General features: G+C 71.9%; 17 protein-coding genes. 10 read left to right on the top strand and 7 right to left on the bottom strand.

Features of this window, described 5'->3' with window-relative positions; translation table 11 throughout:
- The coding region (locus ABT08_RS07925; RefSeq protein WP_502685878.1) for an ammonium transporter at positions 1 to 533 on the bottom strand (533 nt) is incomplete at its 3' end.
- On the opposite strand from ABT08_RS07925, the gene ABT08_RS07920 reads away from it, so the two are divergent.
- From ABT08_RS07920 to ABT08_RS07885, 8 genes are all read left to right on the top strand, one after another.
- A complete protein-coding gene (locus ABT08_RS07920; RefSeq protein WP_288114541.1) occupies positions 469 to 1,158 on the top strand; it encodes an amidase family protein in 690 nt (229 codons plus the stop codon). The two genes, ABT08_RS07925 and ABT08_RS07920, sit on opposite strands and share 65 nt — an antisense overlap.
- 38 nt (positions 1,159 to 1,196) lie before the next feature.
- Positions 1,197 to 2,384: a pyridoxal-phosphate-dependent aminotransferase family protein gene (locus ABT08_RS07915; RefSeq protein ID WP_082486394.1), complete on the top strand. Its 1,188-nt coding sequence runs from the start codon at positions 1,197 to 1,199 to the stop codon at positions 2,382 to 2,384.
- Positions 2,381 to 3,700, top strand: a complete 1,320-nt coding sequence (locus ABT08_RS07910) for an allantoate amidohydrolase (RefSeq protein WP_056206235.1) — start codon at positions 2,381 to 2,383, stop codon at positions 3,698 to 3,700. The genes ABT08_RS07915 and ABT08_RS07910 overlap by 4 nt, the downstream gene beginning before the upstream one ends.
- Before the next feature lie 188 nt (positions 3,701 to 3,888).
- Positions 3,889 to 4,980 carry an ABC transporter substrate-binding protein gene (locus ABT08_RS07905; RefSeq protein WP_045247993.1) on the top strand — a complete coding sequence of 364 codons (1,092 nt, stop codon included), beginning with the start codon at positions 3,889 to 3,891 and terminating at the stop codon, positions 4,978 to 4,980.
- Between the two features lie 28 nt (positions 4,981 to 5,008).
- Entirely contained in the window at positions 5,009 to 5,830 is an 822-nt protein-coding gene (locus ABT08_RS07900; RefSeq protein ID WP_045247994.1) for an ABC transporter ATP-binding protein, read from the top strand.
- The gene (locus ABT08_RS07895; RefSeq protein ID WP_082482961.1) at positions 5,820 to 6,647 is read left to right on the top strand and encodes an ABC transporter permease; all 828 of its coding nucleotides are present in this window, start codon (positions 5,820 to 5,822) and stop codon (positions 6,645 to 6,647) included. Before ABT08_RS07900 ends, ABT08_RS07895 begins: the two co-directional genes overlap by 11 nt.
- Entirely contained in the window at positions 6,644 to 7,510 is an 867-nt protein-coding gene (locus ABT08_RS07890; RefSeq protein ID WP_045247995.1) for an ABC transporter permease, read from the top strand. Before ABT08_RS07895 ends, ABT08_RS07890 begins: the two co-directional genes overlap by 4 nt.
- A 3-nt stretch (positions 7,511 to 7,513) precedes the next feature.
- Complete coding sequence (locus ABT08_RS07885) at positions 7,514 to 8,131, top strand: XRE family transcriptional regulator (RefSeq protein WP_235557460.1); 618 nt, start codon at positions 7,514 to 7,516, stop codon at positions 8,129 to 8,131.
- A gap of 19 nt (positions 8,132 to 8,150) precedes the next feature.
- On the opposite strand, the gene ABT08_RS07880 is transcribed toward ABT08_RS07885, so the two are convergent.
- The 5 genes from ABT08_RS07880 to ABT08_RS07860 form a co-directional block, all read right to left on the bottom strand.
- Positions 8,151 to 10,946 carry a molybdopterin-dependent oxidoreductase gene (locus ABT08_RS07880; RefSeq protein WP_288114538.1) on the bottom strand — a complete coding sequence of 932 codons (2,796 nt, stop codon included), beginning with the start codon at positions 10,944 to 10,946 and terminating at the stop codon, positions 8,151 to 8,153.
- Entirely contained in the window at positions 10,943 to 11,773 is an 831-nt protein-coding gene (locus ABT08_RS07875) for an FAD binding domain-containing protein (protein WP_288114537.1), read from the bottom strand. The genes ABT08_RS07880 and ABT08_RS07875 overlap by 4 nt, the downstream gene beginning before the upstream one ends.
- 80 nt (positions 11,774 to 11,853) lie before the next feature.
- Positions 11,854 to 13,215, bottom strand: a complete 1,362-nt coding sequence (locus ABT08_RS07870) for an 8-oxoguanine deaminase (protein ID WP_288114535.1) — start codon at positions 13,213 to 13,215, stop codon at positions 11,854 to 11,856.
- The gene (locus tag ABT08_RS07865; protein WP_056206242.1) at positions 13,212 to 13,979 is read right to left on the bottom strand and encodes a nucleoside phosphorylase; all 768 of its coding nucleotides are present in this window, start codon (positions 13,977 to 13,979) and stop codon (positions 13,212 to 13,214) included. Before ABT08_RS07865 ends, ABT08_RS07870 begins: the two co-directional genes overlap by 4 nt.
- 165 nt (positions 13,980 to 14,144) lie before the next feature.
- A complete protein-coding gene (locus ABT08_RS07860; protein ID WP_048808983.1) occupies positions 14,145 to 14,780 on the bottom strand; it encodes a TetR family transcriptional regulator in 636 nt (211 codons plus the stop codon).
- A gap of 137 nt (positions 14,781 to 14,917) precedes the next feature.
- Here ABT08_RS07860 and ABT08_RS07855 point away from each other — a divergent pair, with 137 nt between their 5' ends.
- Together ABT08_RS07855 and ABT08_RS07850 are read left to right on the top strand one after the other, a co-directional pair.
- On the top strand, positions 14,918 to 15,451 hold the full coding sequence (locus tag ABT08_RS07855; RefSeq protein WP_056519690.1) for a hypothetical protein: 534 nt from the start codon (positions 14,918 to 14,920) through the stop codon (positions 15,449 to 15,451).
- Positions 15,448 to 16,776: a cytochrome P450 gene (locus ABT08_RS07850; RefSeq protein WP_137877200.1), complete on the top strand. Its 1,329-nt coding sequence runs from the start codon at positions 15,448 to 15,450 to the stop codon at positions 16,774 to 16,776. The genes ABT08_RS07855 and ABT08_RS07850 overlap by 4 nt, the downstream gene beginning before the upstream one ends.
- Positions 16,777 to 16,795: 19 nt before the next feature.
- Here ABT08_RS07850 and ABT08_RS07845 read toward each other — a convergent pair whose 3' ends face one another.
- Positions 16,796 to 17,299: a nucleoside deaminase gene (locus ABT08_RS07845; RefSeq protein WP_235557461.1), complete on the bottom strand. Its 504-nt coding sequence runs from the start codon at positions 17,297 to 17,299 to the stop codon at positions 16,796 to 16,798.
- Positions 17,300 to 17,402 lie beyond the last annotated feature (103 nt).

Below are 17,402 nucleotides of genomic sequence, written 5' to 3'. Positions count from 1 at the left end.
CTGCCATCGCCCACGCCCATCGTGGAGCCCGGGTTGAAGCCGAACCAGCCGAGCCAGAGGATCAGCACGCCGAGCGCCGCCGACGTCATGTTGTGACCGGGGATCGGGTGGACCTTGCCGTCCCGGAATTTGCCCAGCCGCGGTCCGAGCACGAGCACGCCCGCGAGCGCCGCCCAGCCGCCGACCGAGTGCACGACCGTCGAACCCGCAAAGTCGCGGAAATTCGCGGCACCGAGCCAGCCGCCGCCCCAGATCCAGTGCCCCGAGATCGGATAGATGAAGGCGACCAGCAGGAAGCTGAAGATCAGGAACGAGCTGAACTTGATGCGCTCAGCCACCGCGCCGGAGACGATCGTCGCCGCGGTGCCCGCGAACACGAGCTGGAAGAAGAACTTCGCCCAGAGCGGCACGCTCGTCCAGTTGATCGAACCGTAGACGCCCTTGTAGGCATCGGCGATCGCCGGAGAATTGTCCGCGCCGCTGACAAACCACAAGCCGCTCAGACCGACAAACGGCGAGCCATCGCCGAACATCAGCCCCCAGCCCAGCACCCAGAACGAGATCGTCGAGGCCGCCGAGCCCGAGACGCGCGCGGCGTTCGAAGCGCTGCTCGCCCGCATCGCCGGCCTCGATGACGCGCCGAGCCTTCGCCGGGTCAGCGTCGGATCCCTCGACGACTACCTGGCCGCGTTCCGCACCGTGCAGGGCGCCGAGGCCTGGCGCAACAACGCCGAGTGGGTGCGCGCGCACCCGACCGCGCTGGGCGCCGCCGTCGCCGAACGGTTCCGCATCGCGGCATCCGTCACCCGCGACGACGAGACCGCGGCACGCGCCGCCCTCGAGCCGCTCCGCGACCACGTGCAGAGTCTGGTACGCGACGCCGTGCTGGTGCTGCCGACCGTGCCCGGCCCCGCGCCCATGCGCACCTCCGACGGCGACCGCGTCGACGCGGTGCGCCAGGCGACCCTGCGCATGACCGCCCCCGCCGCCGTCGGCGGCGCGCCCGCGATCTCGGTGCCGCTGCTCACCGTGCCCTCGCAGCTCGGACCCGCCCCCGTCGGCGTCTGCTTCGTCTCCCGGCCGGGCACGGATGTCGCGCTGGTGCGCTTCGCGCGTCGTCTCGCCGCCGGCCTCGCCCTCCGAAAGGACCTCCCGTGACACTCCCCGGCCCGATCGACCCGCCCGCGCGCCTGCTGATGGGGCCCGGCCCCATCTCGGCGTACCCGAGCGTGCTGCGGGCCATGTCGGCGCCGCTCGTCGGGCAGTACGACCCGTTCATGACGCAGGCGATGGCCGAGACCCAACAGCTCTACCGCGAGGTCTGGGCGACAGGCAACGAGGCGACCCTGCTCATAGACGGCACCTCGCGTGCCGGCATCGAGGCGGCGATCGTCTCGCTCGTGCGCCCGGGCGACCGGGTGCTCGTGCCCGTGTTCGGGCGGTTCGGGCACCTGCTCGCCGAGATCGCCGAGCGTGCGCTCGCGGAGGTGCACACGATCGAGACCGCCTGGGGCCAGGTGTTCACCCCGTCGGCCATCGAAGAGGCCATCGTGCGGGTCAAGCCCACCCTGCTCGCCCTCGTGCAGGGCGACACCTCGACCACCATGAACCAGCCGCTCGACGAGATCGGCGCGATCTGCGCCCGCCACGGCGTGCTGTTCTACTCCGACGCGACCGCGTCGCTCGGCGGCAACCCGTTCGAGGCCGATGCCTGGGGGCTGGATGCCGCCACCGCCGGCCTGCAGAAGTGCCTCGGCGGTCCGTCCGGGTCGGCGCCGATCACGCTGTCGCCCCGCGCGGTCGAGGTGGTCCGCTCGCGCAGCCGCGTGGAGGCCGGCATCCGCGAGGAGGGGGATGCCGCGGCATCCGATTTCGTGCGCTCGAACTACTTCGATCTCGGCATGATCCTCGACTACTGGGGTCCGCGCCGGCTCAACCACCACACCGAGGCGACGAGCATGCTCTACGCCGCCCGCGAGTGCGCGCGCGTGCTGCTGGGCGAGGGCCGCGACGCGGTCATAGCGCGCCACCGGCTCGCGGGTGACGCCATGCTCGCCGGCGTCGAGGCGCTGGGGCTGACGGTCTTCGGCGACGTCGCCCACAAGATGGCGAACGTGGTCGCGGTGGAGATCCCCGAGGGGGTTCCGGGAGACGTCGCCCGCGCCGCGCTGCTCGACGACTTCGGCATCGAGATCGGCACGTCGTTCGGTCCGCTGCACGGTCGCGTGTGGCGCATCGGCACGATGGGCTACAACGCCCGCAAGGACGCCGTGCTCACCACCCTCGCGGCGCTCGAGAGCGTGCTGCGGCGCTTCGGCGCGGCCGTGCCCGTGGGCGGCGGTGTCGAGGCGGCGCGCGACGTGTTCGCGGGGGCGCCCGCGTGACGCTGCCGTCCCTCGGATCGCCCGACCGCATCGCGGCCGCGGCGAGGCGCGTCATGAACCGCTGCGACGAGCTCGCCCGGGTCAGCGCCGCCGACCAGGGCATCGAGCGCGTCTACCTGTCGGCGGAGCACGCCCGAGTGAACCGTCTCGCCGCGGAGTGGATGCGCGAGCTCGGCATGCGCACCCGACAGGATGCCGCGGGCAACCAGCTCGGCCGCCTGGATGTGCTCGATCCGTCGGGCGCGGTGATCTCCGACGCTCCCGCGCTCCTCATCGGCTCGCATCTCGACACCGTGCCCGACGCGGGGCGCTACGACGGCATCGTGGGCGTGCTCATGGGCCTCGAGATCGTGCGTCTGCTGCGCGTGCCCGCGGGCGACAGCGACAGTGCATGGCGCTCGCCGTTCCCGTTCGCGATCGAGGTCGTCGCCTTCAGCGACGAGGAGGGCACCCGCTTCGGCAAGGCGCTCCTCGGGTCGTCGGCGGTCGCGGGACTGTGGAACGACGACTGGTGGGCGCTGACGGATGCCGCGGGCACCACTCTGCGCCAGGCCTTCCTCGAGTTCGGACTCGACCCCGGACGCATCGGTGAGGCCGCGCGACGCCCCGACAGCCTCGTGGGCTACCTCGAGGCGCACATCGAGCAGGGCCCGGAACTCGACCGGCGGGGGGAGGCCCTCGCCGTGGTGTCGTCGATCGCGTCGGCTCGCCGCTTCCAGCTCGTCGTCGAGGGCGAGGCCCGGCACGCGGGCGGAACTCCCTATGACATGCGCCGTGACGCCCTGCTCGGTGCGAGCGAGGCGGCGCTCGCTATCGAGCGCATCTGCCGCACCGAGCATCACATCATCGGCACGGTCGGCCAGTTCGAGGCCTTCCCCGGGGCGGTCAACATCGTCCCCGGCGAGACCCACTTCTCCCTTGACCTGCGCGGCGAGTTCGACGGCGAACGCGACCGCGTGTTCGACGAGATCTCCCGCGAGCTCGACGGCATCATGGGTCGCCGCGGCCTGCGATGGCGCTCACGCGAGGTGCACAACGCCGCCGCGGTCATGTGCGCGCCGCTGCTGCAGGACGTCGTGCGCGAGGGCATCGGCGCGACCGGCGCCCCCGGGGCATCCGATCCGGCGACGATCTTCTCGCGGGCAGGTCACGATGCGATGACGATCGGGGCGATCACCGACGTCGGAATGCTGTTCCTCCGCAACCCCGACGGCATCAGCCACCATCCCGATGAGGCGGTCAGCGCCGCCGACGTCGCCGCGGGCATCCGGGCGCTGGCAGAATCAGTGGTGCTCCTCGGCCACGAGCGCCACTGATCACCGACTCCGGTTCGAAGCGACGCGTAACGCCGCGGAAACATTCGAGCGGATGTTGATGAAATCTCCATCGCCTAGCGTCGAGTGAGTCGCCCCTTGCGCCGCTGCCTCGTCGTTCCCAGAGCACCCGGCGGGTACGTGAGAGACGAGTCCCGACCCGACGCACTCAGCATCTGGAGACACAGCATATGAACATCCGCACCTCGAAGCGCGCGCTGCGCGCGGCGGTCGCCCTTGCGGCGGTCGCCGTGTCGGCCGTCGCCCTGTCCGCCTGCTCGTCGAGCTCGTCGAGCACGACGGCCCCCACGTCGACCGGCGCCGCCTCGGTCGCCCCCGGCACCTACGGCGAGCTGAACCTGCAGCTGTCGTGGATCAAGAACGAGGAGTTCTCGGGCGAGTTCCTCGCCGACGCGAACGGCTACTTCACCGCCGCCGGCTTCTCGAAGGTCAACATGACCCCCGGCCCCTCGACCGGTGCGAGCGAGCTGCTCTCGGGCAAGGCCGATGTGGCCCTCTCCGACGCCGTCTCGATCGGTTCGGTCGTCGCCTCGGAGGGCGCGCCGCTGAAGATCATCGGCACGACCTACCAGAAGAACCCGTTCACGGTGCTCTCGCTGGCCGACAAGGGCAACATCACCAAGCCCTCGGACCTCAAGGGCAAGAAGATCGGCGTGCAGGACTCGAACAAGGCACTGTTCGACGCGTTCCTCGCAGCCAACGGCATGAGCGAGAGCGACCTGACCGTCGTGCCCGTGCAGTACGACCCGGCGCCGCTGCTCTCCGGTGAGATCGACGGCTACATCGCCTACCTCACGAACGAGTCGATCACCGTGGCCGCCAAGGGCTACAGCGTCGCGAACCTCCCGTTCGCCGACAACGGCCTGCCGTTCGTCGCCGAGACCATCACGACGACCGACGACCAGATCGCGAAGAACCGCGACAAACTGAAGGCGTTCCTGAAGGCGGAGATCCAGGGCTGGTCCGACGCGGTCAACAACCCGCAGGCCGGCGCCGAGCTCGCCGTCAACACCTACGGCAAGGACCTCGGACTCGACCTGACCAACTCGATCGCCGGTGCGACCGAGCAGGCGCAGAAGCTCGTCGTCTCCGACGAGACCGCGCAGAACGGCCTGTTCACCATCTCGCAGACCCTGCAGGATGCAACCATCAAGTCGCTCTCGGGCGCCGGCATCACCCTGAAGGCCTCCGACCTGTTCGACATGTCGCTGCTCACCGAGGTCTACCAGGAGAACCCCGGCCTCGTGAAGTACGCCAAGTAATCAGCACCACCACACGGAGAAGAGCGTCGTGACGCAGCCCGCTGTCGAGACCGGTGCCCAGGACAACCTGGGCACCGGCCTTCAGATCACCGCACTGAACAAGGTCTTCACGACCGGCCGCAAGAACGTGGTCGCGCTGCAGGACGCCAACCTCCACACCGCACAGGGCACGTTCCTGTCGCTGCTCGGCCCGTCAGGATGCGGCAAGTCGACGATCTTGCGCATCCTGGCGGGGCTCGAGCAGCCCACCAGCGGAACCACTCGCGTCGACGGCAAGAGCCCCAAGGAGCTCCGCCGCGACCACAAGCTCGGCATCGCCTTCCAGGACTCGGCCCTCATGCCGTGGCGCAGCGTGCTGTCGAACATCCGCCTTCCGTTCGAGATCGCGGGACAGAAGGTCGACAACGACTACGTCACCGAGATGATCGAGCTCGTCGGTCTCAAGGGCTTCGAGAAGGCCAAGCCCGCGCAGCTGTCGGGCGGCATGCGCCAGCGCGTCTCGATCGCCCGCTCCCTCATCCTCAAGCCGCAGGTGCTGCTGTTCGACGAGCCGTTCGGCGCGCTCGACGACATGACCCGGCAGCGCCTGAACCTCGAGCTGCTGCGCATCTGGACCGAGAAGCCCGCGACGACCCTGCTCGTGACGCACGGCATCTCCGAGGCGATCTTCCTCTCCGACCAGGTCGCGGTCATGAGCCCGCGGCCCGGACGCATCAAGGAGGTCATGACGATCGACCTCCCCCGCCCGCGCACCCCCGAGATGATGCGCACCCCGGAGTTCCACGCCTACGTCGATCACGCGTCCGATCTGCTGTTCGGCGCGGGAGGCGCAGCCACCGATGACCACTGACTCCCCGACGAAGGGCCGCGGCGTCACGTTCGAGGACGTCCGTCTCCCGCCGTGGATGACGGGGCTCATCGGGGGCGTCGCCCTCGTGATCGTGTGGTGGATCGTCGGGCTCGCCTGGGTCACCCCGACCGGCCTGCGGCCGATCCCGACGCCGCTCGAGGTCGTCGTCACTATCGCGCAGACCGGGTGGGACTTCTACGCGAAGAACTTCGCCGTGACCCTCGCGGAAGCGGGCATCGGATACCTCTGGGGCAACGTGCTCGCGCTGCTCCTCGCGGCCGTCGTGCTCGTCGTCCCGCGCCTCGAGTCGGTCGCGATGCAGCTGGCGATCCTCACCTACTGCGTTCCGATCGTCGCGCTCGGCCAGATCGCCGTGGTGCTCATCGGCGCCCCGCCGATCGGGCAGCCCTCGGGCACCGCGATCTTCCTCGCCGCCCTCTCGGTCTTCTTCACGACCGTCGTCGGAGCGCTGCTCGGCCTCAAGTCGGCCGACAAGTCGAGCCTCGACGTGGTCACGGTTTACGGTGGGTCGAAGTTCACGCAGCTGGTGAAGGTGCGTCTCATCGCCGCCCTTCCCGCAATCCTCAACGCCCTGCAGATCGCCGTTCCGGCCGCGTTCCTCGGCGCCGTGCTCGGTGAGTTCTTCGGCAAGGTCGAAGTGGGCGTCGGTGTGATCATGGTCATCGCGCAGCAGCAGCTCAATGCGCCCCAGGTGTGGGCGATCGCGCTGCTGAGCGGTCTCGTGGCGATGCTCGGCTACGTGCTCGTCGGGTTCATCTCGCGGGCGATCGCGCCCTGGTCGAAGGGGCGCTCATGACGACGGCCGTCGCGGCATCCGAGTCCGCCACCGACCTCACCCGTACCCTGCGCGCCCAGGCGCGGCGCAGCGTGCTGCGCGCGCTGCTGTGGAGCGTCGTGAACTTCGTCGGCACCATCGTCGCGGTCATCGTGCTGTGGGCCGGCGCCCTGTCGCTGCTGAACGTCTCCAAGTTCGTCGCGAAGGGCCCGCTCGACGTCTGGAACTACCTGTTCGTGGTTCCCGCCGCGGCGACCAACCGCGACAAGATCTTCGCGACCATCGGCGAGACCCTCGCCCACTCGGTCGTCGGCTTCATCGCGGGCCTCCTCGTCGCCCTCGTCGGTGCCATGATCTTCCAGCTGAGCAAGGGCGCCGAGCACGCGCTCATGCCGATCGCCATGCTGCTGAGGTCGGTGCCGCTGGTCGCCATGGCACCCGTGATCATCCTCATCTTCGGTCGCGAGGTCTGGTCGATCGCGGTGATCGGCGGCATCGTGGTGCTCTTCCCGGCGCTCGTGAACATCTCGTTCGGCCTGAAATCCGCCGCACCGCAGATGAACGACCTCGTCACCGTCTACGGTGGCGGCTCGTTCGCGCGCCTCATGAAGGTCGCGATGCCCTCGTCGCTCCCGGCGTTCTTCGCGGCCGTGCGCATCTCCGTGCCCGGCGCCATCACGGGCGCACTGCTCGCCGAATGGCTGGCGGTCGGCGGCGGTGTCGGCGGCAGCATCGGCGGCTACCTGTCGCAGGCGCAGTACAACGCCGTCTGGGCGTCGATCGCCGGGGTCACCGCCGTCGCGCTCGTGCTCTACAACGTCATCCAGATCATCGAGAACGTGGTGCTGGCCAGGATGGGCATGCAGGGCCAGCGGGGCGTGTAGCGCGTGAGCGCCGAACCCGCGATCGTCGGGGGTGCCGCGGCATCCGATCTGCTTGCGGCGGGACTGCTCGGCGCGCACGTGCGCGGACTGCGCAAGGCCCGCGGGCTCACCCTCGTGCAGCTCGCGACCGCGACCGAGCTGTCGCATCCGTTCCTCAGCCAGCTGGAGCGCGGACTCGCCCAACCGAGCCTCGGATCACTGCGCCGCATCGCGGTGGCGCTCGGCACGAGCCCGCTCGAGCTGATCGCCGCGGCCGAGGCGCCGACTGCCGACGTGCCGGCGACCGAGGTGCACCGCGGCGCCGGCGGAGACCTCGAAGCCGACTTCGCCGTCGGGTCGGGGAGGCTGCTGGCCCACCCGGTGCGCCCGTTCCATCCGATGGTCTACGCGGCCGACAACACCGCTCCCGGCGACTACTTCGCCCACGCGGAGGACGAGTTCTCCTACGTGCTCGACGGACGTGTGTGCCTCGACCTCGACGGCGAGGTGACCGAGCTCGGCGTGGGCGACTCGTCGTACTACGCCGGCGGCGTCGCCCACCGCACGTGGTCGGCTGACGGCGCACCGTTCCGGCTGCTGATCGTCAAGCAGCGGCCGCCGCACTCCGCCGCGACCGACTGAGCGTCACCCTCTGCCCGCGTCACCGACCGCCGGCCTGCAGGGCCCGCCACACGCGGTCGCGCGAGAACGGCTGCTCGAACACGCGCACCCCGATCGCGCGGCTGATCGCGTTGCCGATCGCCGCCGACACGGGGTTGTAGGGCGACTCGCTCATCGACTTGGCGCCGAAGGGGCCGAGGTCGTCGTTCGTCGACGCGAACAGCACCTCGGTGTCGGGCACGTCGGCGGACTGCGGCACGCGGTAGGTGCGGAAGACCGGGTTGATCACCCGGCCGTCGTCGCCGATCATGACCTCCTCGTAGAGCGCGCTGCCGACCCCCTGGGCGACGCCGCCCTCGATCTGGCCGCGGCACTGCGCCGGGTTCATGACGAAGCCGGCGTCGGCCGACTGGATGTTCTGCAGGATGCGCACGGTGCCGGTCTCGGGATCGACGGCCACCCGGGTCGCGTGCACGTTGAAGGCGAGCGAGCGCAGGTCGCCGTACTCGGCACCGTCGCCGACGAGCCCCTCCTCGGTGCGCTCCGCAGCGGGCGCCGCGGCCACGAGCTCGCCGAAGCCGACGATCCGCGCAGGGGTGCGCACCCCGTCGCCGGTCACCACGGCCGCCGACTCGTCGGTGCCTGTGAGCGCGGCGGCAGTGAGCCGCATTCGATCACGCAGCGTCAGGCATGCGGCATGCAGCGCCTTGCCGGTCACGGTGATGCCCGCCGACGCGAACGCGCCGGTGTCGTGCCGCACCTCGTCGGTGTCGGCGAAGCGGGCCTCGAGGCGGTCGAAGCCGACATCGAAGACGGATGCCGCGATCTGCCGCAGCACCGTGTGGGTGCCGTTGCCGAACTCCACCGTGCCGGCGCGCAGCACGTAGGTGCCGTCGGGCCGGAGCGTCGCCGTGGTGTGGGCGATGTGTCCGCGCGGGGCCATCGTGGCGATCATCGCCGCGGCCATCCCCTCGCCGACGAGCCAGCCGTCGGGAGCGTCGACGCCGTTGCCGCGCTCGAGGGCGCCCTGGGCGAGGTCGAGGCACTGGTCGAGGCCGTAGCTGCCCCAGACGAGGTCGGATTCGTACTCGTCCTGGTCGGGGTGCAGGTTGTCGCCCTCGACGACGGCGTTGCGGCGCCGCAGGTCGAACGGGTCGATGTCGAGACGTTCGGCGAGCATGTCCATCGCGGACTCCACCGCGAGCACGACCTGCCCGAGGCCGTAGCCGCGGAACGCCCCCGAGGGCACGTTGTTCGTGTAAACGACCTCGGCGTCGAGGCGACGCACCGGGGCGCGGTAGATCGTGGTCGACTCGGCGAGCGAGTGGAACATCACCCCGATGGCGTGGTTGCCGTAGGCGCCGGTGTCGCTCAGCAGGTCGATCTTCATCGCGGTGAGGGTGCCTGCGGCATCCGCCCCGAGGGTCACCGCCACCCGCATCGGATGCCGCACCGACGTGCGCTGGAACTCCTCGGCGCGGCTGAACTCGTAGGCGACCGGGCGGCCGGTGCGCAGCACGGCGAGCGCGACGAGGTCCTCGGCGAAGATCTCCTGCTTGCCGCCGAAGCCGCCGCCCACACGCGCCGTGTGCACGCGCACCCGGTCGGGGTCGAGGTCGAAGATGTGCGCGATCTCGTCGCGCGTGAGGAACGGCACCTGTGTGGACGAGCGGATGACGAGGCGGCCGTCGTCGTCGAGCCAGCCGACGCAGCCGTGGGTCTCGAGCTGCGCGTGCGAGACGCGCTGCGTGCGCCACGTGCCCGACACGGTGACGGCGCTCTCTGCGAGGGCCGCGTCGATGTCGCCGCCGTGCCCCTCGTGCAGCGACGCGATGACGTTGCGGTGGGGTTCGGCGACCCGGTCGGCGGGGGTGCGGTCGGCGTGCAGCAGCGGGGCGCCGGGTGCGCGGGCCGCCTCCGGGTCGAGCACCGCGGGGAGCACCTCGTAGTCGACCTCGATGAGACGGCAGGCCGCCTCGGCGGCGCCGGCGGTCTCGGCGACGACCGCCGCGACCCGCTGCCCGACGTGCCGCACGACGGTGTCGAGCAGCAGCGTGTCGTCGGGGTCGTCGGTGCGGTGCTCGTGACGGCCCGTCGAGTAGTGCACGGCGGGCGCGTCCTCGTGCGTGAAGACGGCCACGACCCCGGGCACCGCGCGGGCGGCGGCGGTGTCGATCGAGCGGATGCGCGCGTGCGCGTGCGGCGAGCCGATCACGCGCAGCACGAGCGATCCGGGCACAGGCTCGTCGAACGTGTACGGTTCGAGACCCTGCACCACGCGCCGGGCGGGCGCGGGGCGCACCGAGCGGCCGACGCCGTCCGCCCCCGCTGTCGGGGCGGGGGAGGTGTCGGCGCCCGGGGCCGCACCGCCGCCCGTGTAGCCGGCCCCGGTCTCCCGCACCGGGCCGAGCACCGCCTCGCGGACGGCCTCGCGGATCGGCCGGTACCCGGTGCAGCGGCACAGGTTGCCCTTGAGGCGCCGGTCGAGGTCGTCGACGTCGTCGGCGTCGAAGGTCGACGCGGTCACGCTCATGCCGGGCGTGCAGAACCCGCACTGGAATCCGAAGTGCTCGACGAGCGCCTCCTGCACCGGATGCAGCTCGTCGCCGGGCGCGAGCCCCGCCGCCGTCGTGACCTCCCGCCCCTGGGCGCGGTGCGCCGGGGTGATGCACGAGTGCACAGGCGTGCCGTCGACGAGCACGGAGCAGGCGCCGCAGTCGCCGGCGTCGCATCCCTTCTTCACGCTCGTCGTGCCGGTCTCTCGCAGCAGCGTGCGCAGGCACTGTCCCGCCCGCGGCTCGGCGTCGCGCGGGGTGCCGTCGACGGTGAACCTCATGCGCCCGCCTCCAGCTCGATGCGGATGCGCTCCGCGAGCGCACGGCTCACGCCGCGGCGCCAGTCGGCCGGCCCGAGCGGGTCGGTGTAGTACGACGGCGCCGATTCGACCGCGGCGGCGAGGGCCGCGGCATCCGGCAGTGACGGGAACCGTCGCACGACCGGATGCAGCGTCGCCGCCGTGATCGCGAAGACGCTCGCGCCGTCGGGGTCGACGCGGCCGGTCACGACGGCACCCGAGCGCCCGAGCTCGGCGAGCGCGATCTTCTGCAGGCGCGCCCGGGAGCGCAGGGCGTACGCGGGGATCTCGATCGCCCGCAGCACCTCGCCGGCCGCGAGGGTGTTCTCGCCGTTGCCCGTGACGAGCTCGCTCACGGGCAGTCGCAGGTCGGTGCCGTCGGGGCGCCACACCCACGCGACGGCGTCGAGGGCGACAGCGAACGACACCATGCCGGCCGCGGCGAACGAGCGGCAGACGTTGCCGCCGACGGTCGCGGCGTTCCAGATCTTGAACGACGCGAGCAGCGCGTGTGCGCCGTCGGCGGCGAGGTGCGCGGCCGTCCAGTCGGCGGGCACGGGCTCGCTGCCCCGTCCCTCGGCCCACGCGACGAGGTGGGCGATCGGGCAGGTCGCGCCGATGCGCAGGCCGTCGGCGGAGATCTCGAGGAAGGGCCAGTCCATCGCGGTGATATCGACGAACCCGGATGTCTCGGGCTGCGGTTCGCTCATCAGCCACGTGCCGCCCGCGAAGATCACCTCGCCCGGCGCGAGGGCGAGGTCGCCGCGGGTGCGCGCGAGCCGATAGCTCTCGACCGTGTTGATGTCCACAACATTCCTCCGTGACCCAGCAAACCAAACCGCGGTTTCGCGGGTGTTTCGCGGGCCCGGGCGGTGCGCCCCAGCGCGCCCTACGCCCGGGCGGCGAGGTCCGCCGAGGCGCGGGCGACGGCCTCGGCGAGCACGGGCTCCTCGGCGGTCGCCAGGGCGCCGTCGACGACGACGTCGCGTCCGCCGACCCACAGGCGGGCGAGGGGCGGGAGCGCGCCCAGCCCGAGGGCGGCCACCGGGTCGAGGATGCCCGCGTGCTCCACCCCGTCGATGCGCCACACCGCGATGTCGGCGAGCTTGCCGGGCTCGAGCGAGCCCAGCTCGGCGTCGCGTCCGAGCACGCGGGCGCCGCCGATGGTCGCGATGCGCAGGCCGTCGCGCACCGAGAACGAGTCGGAGCCGGTACGCAGCCGGTTCATGAGCACGGCCTCGCGGATCTCGATGCCGAGCTGGCCCGATTCGTTCGACGCCGAGCCGTCGACGCCGAGCCCGACCGGAACCCCGGCGCGCAGCATGTCGTGCACGGGCGCGATGCCGGCGGCGAGCCGCGCGTTCGACGACGGGCAGTGCGCGACGCCGGTGCCGGTGGCCGCGTACCGTGCGATCGAGGGGGCGTCGAGGTGCACGGCGTGCGCCATCCACACGTCGTCGCCGAGCCAGCCGAGGCTGTCGAGGTAGTCGGTCGGGCTCATGCCGAACCGCTCCTGGCAGAAGGCGTCCTCCTCGACCGTCTCCGACGCGTGCGTGTGCAGCCGTACGTCGAGCGCGCGCGCGAGCACGGCGGCCTCGCGCAGCAGATCGGCGGTCACCGAGAACGGCGAGCAGGGCGCGATCGCGATGCGCACCGTCGACGAGAAGGACGCGTCGTGCCACCGCTCGACCGCCTGCTGCGACGCCGCGAGCGCGGCATCCGTCGTCTCGACCGCGAAGTCGGGCGGCAGTCCTCCCTGCGAGGCGCCGAGGTCCATCGACCCCCGCGTCGCGTGCAGACGCACGCCGATGCGGGATGCCGCGGCCACGAGCCCGCCCACGATGTCGCCGGATCCCTGCGGGAACACGTAGTGGTGATCGCCGACCGTGGTGCAGCCGGAGCGGGCGAGCACCGCCATGGCGCCGGCGGCGCCCGACTCGACGAGGTCGGCGTCGATGCGCGCCCACAGCGGGTAGAGCGCCGTCAGCCAGTCGAACAGGATCGCATCCTGCGCGTAGCCGCGCGTGAGCCACTGGTAGAGGTGGTGGTGGGTGTTGACGAGTCCCGGGGTGACGAGGGTGCCGCGCGCGTCGATGATCTCGGCGCCGTCCCGCAGCTCGGCGGGGGCGGGGCCGTCGCCCACCGCGACGATCAGGTCGCCGTCGACGACCACGTGCCCGGCGCGGTGCTCGGTGCCCGCGGCATCCACCGTGGCGACGTAGGCGCCCTCGAGCACGCGACGCGCGGTCACAGCTGAAGCTCCACCGCGGTGTCGAGGGCGGCTTCGATCGAACGCATCCAGCCGTCCTTGAGGGCCGCGTTCGACTCGTCGTACAGCGACGCGCCCTCGACGAGGTTGCTCGAGCACGCGCACACCATGCCGGCGCGCAGCCCCCGCAGACGCGCGACGACGTAGAGAGCGGATGCCTCCATCTCGACGTTCAGGATGCCCATGCGGTTCAGCTCGCCGATCCATTCGGGCGTCTCGGCGTAGAACGCGTCGTCGCTCACGCTGATGCCGGTGTGCGAGCGCGTTCCGGCGGCTTCCGCGATGCGGCTGGCGTGGCGCGCCAGGGTCGTCGTGAGCTCGAGATCGGGCACCGCCGGGAAACCCTTCGGGAGGTAGGCGTCGGTGGTGCCGTCGTTGCGGAAGCTGCCTTCGCTCACGAGCAGGTCACCGGGGGCGATGCCGGGCTGCAGGCCCGCCGAGCTGCCCACACGGATGAACGAGCGCACCCCGACGCGCGCGAGCTCCTCGACGGCGATCGCGGTCGACGGGCAGCCCATGCCGGTGGAGGTCGCGGTGATGAGGCGCTCCTTGTACCAGCCGGTCATCGTGCGGTGCTCGCGGCGCCACGCGACCTCGCGCACGTCGGTGAGGAACTCCGCCACGAGGGGGACGCGGAACGGGTCACCGGGCAGCAGCGCGACCGAGGAGACCTCGCCCGGCTCGAGTCCGACGTGGTACTGGCGGGCGGTGAGCCCTGCCTGGGATTTGTCGACGACGGTGGACATGGGGGCGGCTCCTGGGGTGGATGGACGAACGGAATCGTCGCCGTCCCCGCCCTGAGCCGACGGATCCGCCCCCAGATCCGGGCGGTCATGGTAGATAGGACACGCGTTGTCGGTGACGCTAACACTCGCGTGTTTCGCGGTCGTGTCGGAGGCCGCGGCATCCGCTCAGCCGGGAGGCGGGCACCCCTCGGCGATGATGTCGAGGGCGCGGGTGACCACCGAGACGATGTCGGGGTCGACGGTGAACTGCCCCGTCGGGGTCATGCGGGTGTAGAGCGCCGCGCACCGCAGGGCCGAGGTCGCTGCGCACGCGGTGACGGTGGCGCGAAGGCGCAGCTCCTCGGATGCCGCAGCCGGCGTCGCGCCCCACCGCACCAGGAGCGTCGCGGCGATGCCCTGCTCCCACTGCATCAGCACGGGCAGCAGTCGGCGCCCGAACGGCAGCAGCTCGGCACGTCGGCCGATGCGGAAGACCAGGGCCGGCGGCCCCTTCTCTGGGACGACCGACAGCACCGACGCGTGGATCGACGCGAGCGGATGCTCGTCACGCGGACGGCTCTCGAGCTCTCGCAGCACGCGGGGGAGGAGGTCGCGAAGATCGTTGCCGATGACGTCCTCCTTGCTCTCGAAGTAGCGGAAGAACGTGCGGCGCGACACGTCGGCGCGCTCGGTGATGTCGGTGACGGTCGTCTCCGCGAAGCCCTTCTCGCTGAAGAGCTCGAGCGCGGCTGTGCGCAGGGCCTCCCTGACCCGGCGGCGGTTGCGCTCGCGGCGGTCGGGCGGGGCATCCGTGGGCGTCATGGGGCCTCCTGTGCAGACATCCTTCACCCGCGGGCGGGCCGGCGTGAAATGGCACTCGAGTGCCACGTGGCACGGTTGCGGGGGCCGAGACGCGTGCATACGGTGAGCGCACCCGTCACCCGCTCGAAGGGACCGCCATGAGACGATCCGCCCCCCTCGCCGTCGTCGCGCTCGCCGCCGTGCTCGCGCTCGCCGGCTGCGGCCAGGTGTCGCGCAGCGACCTGAGTGCCGCTGTGTCGCCGGCGCCCACCGGTACGCCGTCGTCCTCGCTCCCGTCGGCCGCGCCGATCCCCTCGCCGACCGCCGTCGGCACCGGGTCGGGTGGCGCGGGGTCGCTCACCCTCGCGATCACATCGCCGCTCGCGGTGGCGGGGCACGTGAACACCGATGTCGCGTGCGCGGTGTCGGCGCGCACGTATCACGCGAGCGTCGCGTCCGCCGAGATTCAGGGGTACTCGGTGACGATGAGCGTGCGCATCGTCGGGTACACCGGGCCCGGGTCGTGGTCGGGCACGCTCTCCGGCACGATCACCGAGGGTGGTGTCACCTACCCGCTCGCCCTCCCGGCGGTGCCGGTCACCACGACCGCCTCGGGCGGGTCGCTGCACCTCTCGGTGACCGAGAGCGGGCACACGCTCAGCGGCGAGGTCGACTGGGCGTGCGGCGCATGAGCGCGCCCGCCGTGCTCGGAGCGCGCCCGCGGTCGATCCTCGAGGTGGCCGCGCAGAGCGCCCTGGCGCTTCCCACCCGCAACCCGGGCGCGATGCTGCGCCGGCTCACCCGTGACGGGCGCGAGACCATCCGCATGGGGCGCGGTCGGCGGCGGGTCTTCCTGCTGACCGAGCCCGACGACGTGCGCACCCTCCTGGTCACCCACGCGGGCGACGTGCACAAGGGGCCGGGCGTGCAGGCCACGAGCGCGCTGCTCGGGCAGGGTCTGCTGACGTCGGAGGGGGCGGCTCATGCGCGGGCGCGCCGGCTCGTCGGGGCGGCGTTCTCACCCACGCAGCTCGACGCGTACACCGCGGTGATGGTCGAGGAGGTGCAGGCGAGCATCGAGCGGCTGGCCGCGGCATCCGTCGATCTGCACGCCGAGATGACCCGACTCACCCTGCTGATCGTGGGGCGCACGATCCTCGGCGCGCGACTCGACGACCACGCCGACGAGGTGCGCACGGCGCTGCAGACAGCGCTGACCGAGTTCGTGCGCCTGCGGCCCGGAGCGCGCGCGGGCGCCGAGGTCGTGACGTCGGGTCGCATCGTCGAGGCCCGTGAGCGACTGCTCGCCCTCGTGACCCGGTTGGTCGCCGAACGGCGGGCGTCCGGCGCCGACGGGCGCGACGCGCTGTCGACGCTCGTGGCGGCACGCGACCCCGAGAGCGGCGGGGCCGACCGGCTCACCGATGCGGAGATCGCCGACGAGGTGATCACCCTCATGGTCGCCGGTCACGAGACGACCGCGAACGCCATCGCCTTCTGCCTCTGGCAGCTCTCGTCGCGCCCCGACCTGGCCGAACGCATCCGCGCCGAGGTCGATGAGGCGGGGGATGCCTCGTGGCTCGACCCGCGCGGCCGGCTGCCGTTCACGCGGCGCGTCGTGCAGGAGACGATCCGCCTGTTCCCGCCGGCCTGGGTGTTCGGGCGCTCGCTCGACGCGCCGATCGCGTTCGGGGGATTCGAGGCGTCGCCGGGCGACGTCGTCGGGGTGTCGCCGTGGGTCATCCACCGCAGCGCGCGGTGGTACGACGAGCCGACCGTGTTCGATCCCGATCGGTGGGAGCGCCGGCCCGGCGGGCTGCGCTATGACTTCGTGCCGTTCGGTGCGGGGCCGCGCGGGTGCATCGGCGAGCAGTTCGCGTGGATCGAGGCGACCCTCATCGTCGCCATGCTGACCCGCGCGCTCGACATCACGGTCACCCGTCCGGTGCGGCTGGAGTTCACGGTCACGCTGCGGCCGCGGCGGGGGATCGCGGCATCCGCTCGTCGCCGGTCGTGAACGGTGCTCTCGGCCCGGGTCAGATCCAGAAGCCGTCGTGCACGGCCGCCGCCTCGGGCAGCAGCACCGGTCCGATGACCTCGATCGGGCGCCCGCCGCGGGCGAACACCTCGCGGCAGGGGAGCGCGAGCGTCGGGATGCCCTCCTGCGCCTGCACGATGCGGATCAGCTCGTCCTCGCCGAGCGCATAGACGACGCGCGGGATCCCCGCCCAGTAGATCGCGCCGGTGCACATCGCGCACGGCTCGGTGCTCGTGTAGAGCGTGGCGCCCCGCAGCGCCTCGGTCGTGAGCCGCGCGGCGGCGGCGCGCACGAGGTTCGTCTCGGCGTGGCCGGTCGGGTCGTCCTGTGTGACGACCGAGTTCAGGCCCTCGACGACCGTGCCGTCGGGCGCGACCACGACGGCCCCGAACGGATGGTCGCCGCGGTCGCGGGCGGCGCGGGCGAGGGTGATCGCGTGCTCGAGATGGCCGAGGTCGACGGGAGCGAGCGCGTCGGCGGGCAGTGGCGGGGTGAGGCTCACCGGTGTGCCTCCAGGGTCGCGAGGGCGGGCAGGGCACAGGCGGATGCCGCGGCGTCCGCCTCGGTCGGAAGCATCGTGTCGGCGGCGGCGCGGGCGTGGATGG

Source organism: Microbacterium sp. SCN 71-21 (assembly GCF_001725695.1).
GTDB lineage: Bacteria > Actinomycetota > Actinomycetes > Actinomycetales > Microbacteriaceae > Microbacterium > Microbacterium ginsengisoli.
This window is presented reverse-complemented; position numbering and strand designations above follow the sequence as displayed.

What these genes read in the sequence shown, in the direction of transcription:
- ABT08_RS07915 (WP_082486394.1), top strand. Translation starts at nt 1,197, where the DNA reads ATGGGGCCCGGCCCCATCTCGGCGTACCCGAGCGTGCTGCGGGCCATG.
- ABT08_RS07905 (WP_045247993.1), top strand. Translation starts at nt 3,889, where the DNA reads ATGAACATCCGCACCTCGAAGCGCGCGCTGCGCGCGGCGGTCGCCCTT.
- ABT08_RS07895 (WP_082482961.1), top strand. Translation starts at nt 5,820, where the DNA reads ATGACCACTGACTCCCCGACGAAGGGCCGCGGCGTCACGTTCGAGGAC.
- ABT08_RS07890 (WP_045247995.1), top strand. Translation starts at nt 6,644, where the DNA reads ATGACGACGGCCGTCGCGGCATCCGAGTCCGCCACCGACCTCACCCGT.
- ABT08_RS07880 (WP_288114538.1), bottom strand. Translation starts at nt 10,946, where the DNA reads ATGAGGTTCACCGTCGACGGCACCCCGCGCGACGCCGAGCCGCGGGCG.
- ABT08_RS07865 (WP_056206242.1), bottom strand. Translation starts at nt 13,979, where the DNA reads ATGTCCACCGTCGTCGACAAATCCCAGGCAGGGCTCACCGCCCGCCAG.
- ABT08_RS07860 (WP_048808983.1), bottom strand. Translation starts at nt 14,780, where the DNA reads ATGACGCCCACGGATGCCCCGCCCGACCGCCGCGAGCGCAACCGCCGC.
- ABT08_RS07855 (WP_056519690.1), top strand. Translation starts at nt 14,918, where the DNA reads ATGAGACGATCCGCCCCCCTCGCCGTCGTCGCGCTCGCCGCCGTGCTC.
- ABT08_RS07850 (WP_137877200.1), top strand. Translation starts at nt 15,448, where the DNA reads ATGAGCGCGCCCGCCGTGCTCGGAGCGCGCCCGCGGTCGATCCTCGAG.